The organism is Acinetobacter gerneri DSM 14967 = CIP 107464 = MTCC 9824 (assembly GCF_000368565.1).
GTDB lineage: Bacteria > Pseudomonadota > Gammaproteobacteria > Pseudomonadales > Moraxellaceae > Acinetobacter > Acinetobacter gerneri.
The window spans coordinates 284,513-292,826 of record NZ_KB849533.1 but is presented as its reverse complement, the minus strand read 5'-3'; the positions used below and the strand labels follow the sequence as shown (position 1 = coordinate 292,826).

General features: G+C 41.1%; 5 protein-coding genes, 1 tRNA gene and 2 rRNA genes (1 of these 8 only partly in view). 4 read left to right on the top strand and 4 right to left on the bottom strand.

Annotated elements, in window-relative coordinates:
- The 4 genes from F960_RS01705 to F960_RS01690 all read left to right on the top strand — a co-directional run.
- A tRNA-Ala gene (locus F960_RS01705) sits at positions 1-38 on the top strand; it begins 38 nt to the left of the window's first position.
- Between the two features lie 392 nt (positions 39-430).
- A 23S ribosomal RNA gene (locus tag F960_RS01700) occupies positions 431-3,321 on the top strand.
- Between the two features lie 161 nt (positions 3,322-3,482).
- A 5S ribosomal RNA gene (gene rrf, locus F960_RS01695) occupies positions 3,483-3,597 on the top strand.
- A gap of 179 nt (positions 3,598-3,776) precedes the next feature.
- On the top strand, positions 3,777-4,511 hold the full coding sequence (locus tag F960_RS01690) for an AAA family ATPase (RefSeq protein WP_004855423.1): 735 nt from the start codon (positions 3,777-3,779) through the stop codon (positions 4,509-4,511).
- A gap of 212 nt (positions 4,512-4,723) precedes the next feature.
- On the opposite strand, the gene F960_RS01685 is transcribed toward F960_RS01690, so the two are convergent.
- From F960_RS01685 to F960_RS01670, 4 genes are all read right to left on the bottom strand, one after another.
- Positions 4,724-6,109: a dihydrolipoyl dehydrogenase gene (locus F960_RS01685; protein WP_004855421.1), complete on the bottom strand. Its 1,386-nt coding sequence runs from the start codon at positions 6,107-6,109 to the stop codon at positions 4,724-4,726.
- Between the two features lie 80 nt (positions 6,110-6,189).
- Positions 6,190-7,341, bottom strand: a complete 1,152-nt coding sequence (locus F960_RS01680) for a hypothetical protein (RefSeq protein ID WP_004855418.1) — start codon at positions 7,339-7,341, stop codon at positions 6,190-6,192.
- A 207-nt stretch (positions 7,342-7,548) separates the two neighbouring features.
- Entirely contained in the window at positions 7,549-7,974 is a 426-nt protein-coding gene (locus tag F960_RS01675) for a protein tyrosine phosphatase family protein (RefSeq protein WP_004855412.1), read from the bottom strand.
- Positions 7,967-8,302 (bottom strand): protein tyrosine phosphatase family protein, encoded by a 336-nt coding sequence (locus F960_RS01670; RefSeq protein WP_004855409.1) that lies wholly within the window; start codon positions 8,300-8,302, stop codon positions 7,967-7,969. Before F960_RS01670 ends, F960_RS01675 begins: the two co-directional genes overlap by 8 nt.
- Positions 8,303-8,314 lie beyond the last annotated feature (12 nt).

Genomic DNA, 8,314 nt, shown 5'->3' with positions numbered 1-8,314 from the left:
GCAGGAGGTCAGGAGTTCGACTCTCCTAGTCTCCACCACATATTTGCAACATTGACGAATATGTTAAAAAACAAGCGATTAAGTATATAGATTATAGAAATTAATGAGAGATTGGCGTATTATACGCATCTTGTTAACTTCTGTGATTTATCACAGTTTCTTGACCTGACGAAGGCAAGAGAAATCATTAACAGATTGGCAAATTTGAGTCTGAAATAAATTGTTCAAACTTGATTTTACTAGAAGGTAGCAATCAATTGTTACTGTTTGGTGAAATTGAGAACTAGCAAATTAACTGAATCAAGCGTTTTGGTATATGAATTAAATTGAAGCTGTACGGTGATTAAGTTCACAGGACAACAAGCTGTAGCAATTAAGTTTGCACGTTGACATTCACTTGTAGAATGTAAACGACTGTTTGGGGTTGTATAGTCAAGTAATTAAGTGCATGTGGTGGATGCCTTGGCAGTCAGAGGCGATGAAAGACGTAATAGCCTGCGATAAGCTTCGGGGAGGCGGCAAATATCCTATGATCCGGAGATTTCTGAATGGGGAAACCCACCTACTATAAGGTAGGTATCATAAACTGAATACATAGGTTTATGAGGCGAACGAGGGGAAGTGAAACATCTCAGTACCCTTAGGAAAAGAAATCAATTGAGATTCCCTCAGTAGCGGCGAGCGAACGGGGAAGAGCCCATTAAGTAATGTGTGTTTTAGCGGAATGCTCTGGGAAGTGCAACCGTAGAGGGTGATAGTCCCGTACACGAAAGGGCACACATTATGATGACGAGTAGGGCGAGGCACGTGAAACCTTGTCTGAATATGGGGGGACCATCCTCCAAGGCTAAATACTCCTGACTGACCGATAGTGAACCAGTACCGTGAGGGAAAGGCGAAAAGAACCCCTGTGAGGGGAGTGAAATAGATCCTGAAACCGCATGCATACAAGCAGTGGGAGCCGACTTGTTCGGTGACTGCGTACCTTTTGTATAATGGGTCAGCGACTTATATTCAGTAGCGAGGTTAACCGCATAGGGGAGCCGTAGAGAAATCGAGTCTTAATAGGGCGTATAGTTGCTGGGTATAGACCCGAAACCGGGTGATCTATCCATGAGCAGGTTGAAGGTTGGGTAACACTAACTGGAGGACCGAACCCACTGTCGTTGAAAAGCCAGGGGATGACTTGTGGATAGGGGTGAAAGGCTAATCAAACTCGGTGATAGCTGGTTCTCCCCGAAAGCTATTTAGGTAGCGCCTCGGACGAATACCATAGGGGGTAGAGCACTGTTTCGGCTAGGGGGTCATCCCGACTTACCAAACCGATGCAAACTCCGAATACCTATGAGTACTATCCGGGAGACAGACTGCGGGTGCTAACGTCCGTAGTCAAGAGGAAAACAATCCAGACCGCCAGCTAAGGCCCCAAAATCATAGTTAAGTGGGAAACGATGTGGGAAGGCATAGACAGCTAGGAGGTTGGCTTAGAAGCAGCCACCCTTTAAAGAAAGCGTAATAGCTCACTAGTCGAGTCGGCCTGCGCGGAAGATGTAACGGGGCTAAAACTATGTGCCGAAGCTGCGGATTTGACTTTAAGTCAAGTGGTAGGGGAGCGTTCTGTAAGCCGATGAAGGTGTATTGAGAAGTATGCTGGAGGTATCAGAAGTGCGAATGCTGACGTGAGTAACGACAAAACGGGTGAAAAACCCGTTCGCTGAAAGACCAAGGGTTCCAGTCCAACGTTAATCGGGGCTGGGTGAGTCGACCCCTAAGGCGAGGCCGAAAGGCGTAGTCGATGGGAAATTGGTTAATATTCCAATACTTCTGTTTAATGCGATGAGAGGACGGAGAAGGTTAAGTCAGCCTGGCGTTGGTTGTCCAGGTGGAAGGAAGTAGGCATGCATCTTAGGCAAATCCGGGGTGCTCTATGCTGAGATCTGATAGCAAGCTAGTTTACTAGCGAAGTGGCTGATACCAAGCTTCCAGGAAAAGTCTCTAAGCTTCAGTTAAACAGGAATCGTACCCTAAACCGACACAGGTGGTCAGGTCGAGTAGACCAAAGCGCTTGAGAGAACTCTGCTGAAGGAACTAGGCAAAATGGTACCGTAACTTCGGGAGAAGGTACGCTGTTGTTGGTGATAGGACTTGCTCCTTGAGCTGATGACAGCCACAGAAACCAGGCCGCTGCAACTGTTTATTAAAAACATAGCACTCTGCAAACACGAAAGTGGACGTATAGGGTGTGATGCCTGCCCGGTGCTGGAAGGTTAATTGATGTGGTTAGCGCAAGCGAAGCTATTGATCGAAGCCCCAGTAAACGGCGGCCGTAACTATAACGGTCCTAAGGTAGCGAAATTCCTTGTCGGGTAAGTTCCGACCTGCACGAATGGCATAATGATGGCGGCGCTGTCTCCAGCAGAGGCTCAGTGAAATCGAAATCGCTGTGAAGATGCAGTGTACCCGCGGCTAGACGGAAAGACCCCGTGAACCTTTACTGCAGCTTGACATTGAACTTTGACCTTACTTGTGTAGGATAGGTGGGAGGCTTTGAAGTGGTGACGCCAGTTGCCATGGAGCCATCCTTGAAATACCACCCTGGTAATGTTGAGGTTCTAACTCTGCTCCCTAATCGGGAGCGAGGACCATGTCTGGTGGGTAGTTTGACTGGGGCGGTCTCCTCCTAAAGAGTAACGGAGGAGTACGAAGGTGCGCTCAGCGTGGTCGGAAATCACGCGTAGAGTATAAAGGCAAAAGCGCGCTTAACTGCGAGACCCACAAGTCGAGCAGGTACGAAAGTAGGTCTTAGTGATCCGGTGGTTCTGTATGGAAGGGCCATCGCTCAACGGATAAAAGGTACTCTGGGGATAACAGGCTGATACCGCCCAAGAGTTCATATCGACGGCGGTGTTTGGCACCTCGATGTCGGCTCATCTCATCCTGGGGCTGAAGCAGGTCCCAAGGGTATGGCTGTTCGCCATTTAAAGAGGTACGCGAGCTGGGTTTAGAACGTCGTGAGACAGTTCGGTCCCTATCTACCGTGGGCGCTGGAAATTTGAGAGGATCTGCTCCTAGTACGAGAGGACCAGAGTGGACGAACCTCTGGTGTACCGGTTGTGACGCCAGTCGCATCGCCGGGTAGCTATGTTCGGAAGGGATAACCGCTGAAAGCATCTAAGCGGGAAGCCTACCTCAAGATAAGATTTCCCTAGGACTTTATGTCCTCTAAAGATCCGTTCGAGACTAGGACGTTGATAGGTTGGATGTGGAAGCACGGTGACATGTGAAGCTGACCAATACTAATTGATCGTGAGGCTTGACTATACAACACCCAAACAGTTGTATGTTTCAATAAATTCAATGCAAAATGCTTGATTTAGTTAATGCTAAAACTTAAAATTCAGACTTAAACAGCCTTCTGTTAAACTCATTTGGCAAAAGCGTAGGCAAACAGTAAGACCTAAGCGAGTAACCATAACAGTTGTGCTGGCGACAATAGCAAGAGTGAACCACCTGATCCCTTCCCGAACTCAGAAGTGAAACCTCTTCGCGCTGATGGTAGTGTGGGGTTACCCATGTGAGAGTAAGTCATCGCCAGCTCATTATTCTAAATCCCTCATCTAAATAGATGGGGGATTTTTTTTTGCCTAAAAATAACGATTAGATTCAATAATAAGCGTTCTATGCGACAAAATAGGTCGTAAAAAAAGCATTTAGTATTTCTTTATACATATTTTAAAGCTAGCCTATTTAAAATCTCATCATAATGGCGATTGCTGATGCAAGCTAAACCTTATCTTCGAGCTGTACAAATCAAACAGCCTGATCAGTGGGATTGGTCAATTTATCCATTTAACATCGCTGCTGTTAATGATATAGAACAGATTGATTTTCATGCAGATGTTACTTTTTTTGTTGGTGAAAATGGTTCTGGTAAATCCACAGTTTTAGAATCTCTTGCCTTAGCGCTTGGTTTTTCTGAAGAGGGTGGAACATTAAATGTTGTATTAAATTCTGCAAATACCAGTTCTGAATTACACCAAGCGCTAAGATTGATTAAAAGTTATAAGAAACCCAAAGATTATTATTTTTTGAGAGCAGAAAGTTTTTACAATGTCGGAACTTATATGAACGAACTTGCATATACCGTTCAATATGGTGGTGATATTCACAAACGTTCGCATGGTGAAGCTTTCTTTAAGGTTTTAACGAATAAGTTACAGGGACAAGGCTTATATTTAATGGATGAACCTGAAGCTGCCTTGTCGCCAACATTACAAATGTCCGCGATCTCAGTTATACATCAATTATGTCAAGCTGGATCACAGTTTATAATTGCAACACATTCTCCAATTTTATTGGCATATCCTCATGCTGTAATTTATCAATTTACTGATACTGGAATACGTCAAATCCAATATGAAGACACAGATCATTTTAGAATAACAAAGGATTTTTTAAATCATCATGAAAAGAGAATTACGCAATTATTAGATGATGAATATTTAGATTGAAATAAAAAGAAAGCCCCATCATCCTGATAGGGCTTCTTCGTATTGGTTCGTAGATTTGACTCCATGTCGAATCTCACTTTCCTGGTGCTCAGACGTTGAATTATTGTTTTATGTCTGGGAAACTTCCTGTTTCCTGATGTTTATATCTTAGGTATTTTTCAGCTCAGTGACTAGCTGGCAAATACGACATTCAATGTGCGATATAGCTTACATTATCCATTCGAGTTCGCTGCTAGCTGACGTCGTGCATGTTTTAATGCCGTTCTTAAGCCTTCTTCGAGAGTTGGGTGATAAAATGGCATTTCTAAGATTTCATCAATACTAAGTTGCTGAGAAATAATCCATGATAAAAGATGCGCCATGTGTTCAGCGGATTCGACTAAAAGCTCAGCACCCAATAATCGTCGTGTAGACTTTTCTACATAAACTTCGACTGCACCTTGATTTTTACCGAGTACTATTGCCCGTCCTTGCTTTTCATAAGAAACTGTACCTGTAACAAATTCAATGCCTTGTTTTACTAATACTGCATAATTTTGCCCAGATATAGCCATTTCTGGTGAGCTAAATACAATGCCAAGCGGAGTGAGTGTTTTGATATTTTCAATCTTTGGATAATTGAGACAGTTTTTTACTGCGAGTTTTCCTTCGATCGCAGCTTCGTGTTGCAATGGCGTTGAGGTATAAGCATCCCCAACAATGAAAATAGGATATTTCCCTAGTTGTTTACTATTGGCATCGATATCCAGTTGTTTTGTATCTTTATAATCTGGATGAATATTTTCCAATTTTAAGCTGCTGAGATTACTTTTTCGACCAATCGCAGTTAATACATAATCAACATTGAGGGTTTGAGGATTTTCTTTGTCATAAGTGATTTGAACTTCATCACCAATTAATTCAAAGCTCTCTGGCAAATAGCCAAATTTAATGTCTAATTCTTTTGATATTTCTTGTTGAGCAATCTTTTGCAGATTTGGGCTTGTTAAAACGCCTACTTTTGCACTTCTTGCAAAAACTGTTGTTTTTACGCCTAAACGCTGGAATGCTTGTGCTAACTCAATCGCGATTACACCACTCCCTATCACTGCCAAAGAGCGAGGGAGTTGTTCAAGTTCAAAAACTTGATCTGATGTGATTAAGCGCTCTGCAAGTTTATTTTTCAATTCTATTTCAATATTTGGAGTAGAACCAACCGCAATAATAAATGCTTTGGCTTGGTAATGTTGCCCATCGACTTCGACGGTATTTTCATTAATAAATACAGCTGTACCTGAAATTTTATGCTGAGGATCCCAACTTTCTACATCTCTTAATGTGGCAGCTGTAAAGCGATCTCGCAAACGTCGTACATGTTGCATGACTTGTGATCGGTCTATATCTGCTTTGACATTGAGAGCAACTTCATCTGCATATAGGATGTCATGCATTCGATTTGCAGTAGATATCAAAACTTTACTTGGCATGCAACCGACTCGTGCGCAGGTCGTGTCCCAAGGTCCTTGATTGATAACTAAAATATTTTGCGTATGGCGTATAGCTTCTTTATAAGCACTTATACCGGCAGTTCCTGCACCAATGATGATAATGTCGTACATAAGCAATCTTTTTAGCGATGATTAAAGCCTAATATATAAAAAAGCCCCAGTGGAATGGGGCTTTATTGCAAATGGTTACATTAATAAGTGAGTCCGCTTGGTGAAGTCAAGGTCGTTTGAATCGTACCATTGTGATTAAGTGATTGACCTTCAAAAGTTGTACCATTTAATACATGCTTAAACTTTAAAATACTGCCATTTGTAGCTTGTTTGAAAGTGAAAATATTATTTCCTTCTAAGTGAATACTGCCTGTAAAACTTTGCGTATTATTACTTGGCGTTTCATTTTCGATGCGTTGACCTGCGATGCTCGAAACACTTGCTAAATTTAAAATTTGATTGTCATTATTCAGTTTTCGATAACTTGAAATAGTATTGCCAGGCATCGAATTTATTGTGAAATTAACTATTTCGACTTCAGGTGTGTTTGGATTGTCATTGGTTAATACACTAAATGATGAGTTGTTTTGTAGCACATAAAATTCACCATCTAATGAGGTTGGGTCTTTATATACACTTAATGCACCGTGTGTAATAGATTCTTTATCTGAATAGTTTACAGTGACTTTATAAACGCTATCTTCATCATTCATTGAAACGATACGCTGTTGCTGTGATTGTGTTAATCCCCAAGATTGTTGGTATGGATAGGAGAAGACGCCTGTAACCCAAATATCATTAAATTGTTTATCTTTATTTTGATTATCAAAAATGAATATGATCGCTTCACCAGTAAATGCCTTGATTTGATCTTGGTCAAGTTTCAGATTTTTCAAGTCAGTTTCATCGATGCCAAATTTCCAATCGCTATATTTTTCAGGATAAAGTTGGTGTAATGCAGTTTGGATCTGATCATTTGTTAGTATGTAACAACCACTATTAGAATAATACCCTTCAGTCATACATTTTGCGCTATAGGAAAATTTGGAACGATCTTGATCAAAAAGCTTTTTTGCATCTATAGCAAGTTGTAATGGTCCTTGCGCAAATGTATCTAATGCATGATCAATATAGCCTTTTGCGATACTCGCATCATTTGGATCATAGTGACCAAATAAATAGCGCCCTTCAATTTTTAAAGTATTAAGTAAAGTTTCTGCTGCAATGAGTTGGCTATTGTCATTATGATTTTCAGTTGAATTGTATTCATCATAATATCCGCTACTCCCACCACCACAAGCGATTAAGATGCTTGAAAGCGCAAAGCAAAGTGCGCCCTTGATCAATTTCATAGGATTCCCCAAAAAAAATATAGAACAAAAATAAAAAAGTAAAATTATATTTATGAGGGGAAAGATAGCATAAAAATAGAGGGCAAACAGCGCAAACGCGCTGTTTTTTATTTAATTGGTGCACCCATACTAACACCGACGGTAGGACGTACATCCATCGAATTACATGCAGTTAGCGTCATTGCACATATAACAAGAATCAAAAATTTATTCATTTAATAGCCCTTGAGATTTTGCTTGGTTAAATAAAGCGGTTGATCGCGAACCAGATTTGCAGACCAGTAAGATCGGCTTAGGTAGATGATTATAATATTTTGCAAATTCAGCAACATCAGATTGACTCACTTTACCAGAATCAACAGGTTGATAAATCACACTCACATGTGATCTTTCGGCAATCGTTCTGAGTTGGCTAATGCTAACTTGATTACCCGCTTCTTCATCAGGACGGTTGACGATGACTGATTTAAAGCCTTGATGCATCAACTGATCAAATTTAGCCGTAGTCATTTGTCCAGAGACACTGACATTTTGTGATAATAATTGACTGAAATTTTGAGTATTTTCAGCATAAACCAAGCTTGTGCAATTGATGCACAAGCCAAATAAAATCGCAGCAAAACGATTAGTCATCTAAAAGATCCATTTGTTTTGCTAATTGAAATAAATTGTTTGAGCGGTTTCCTGTACGGCAAAACATCAATACAGGTTTTGGTAATTCATTAAAATGATTGGCAAAAGTACGTACATCAACTTCAGTAATCTGACCTGCTACAACAGGTTGATAAACATAATCTAAACCTGCACTACGCGCAGCTTCTTCAATTTGTTGGCTTGTCGGTTGTTCTGCACCGCCTTCTAAATCTGGGCGGTTATTAATAATCGATTTAAAACCTTTTTCAACGACTTGTGTCACTTGTTCTGGGAAGATTTGACCTGCAAAGCCTACAATTTCGCTCATTTTGTCACTCCA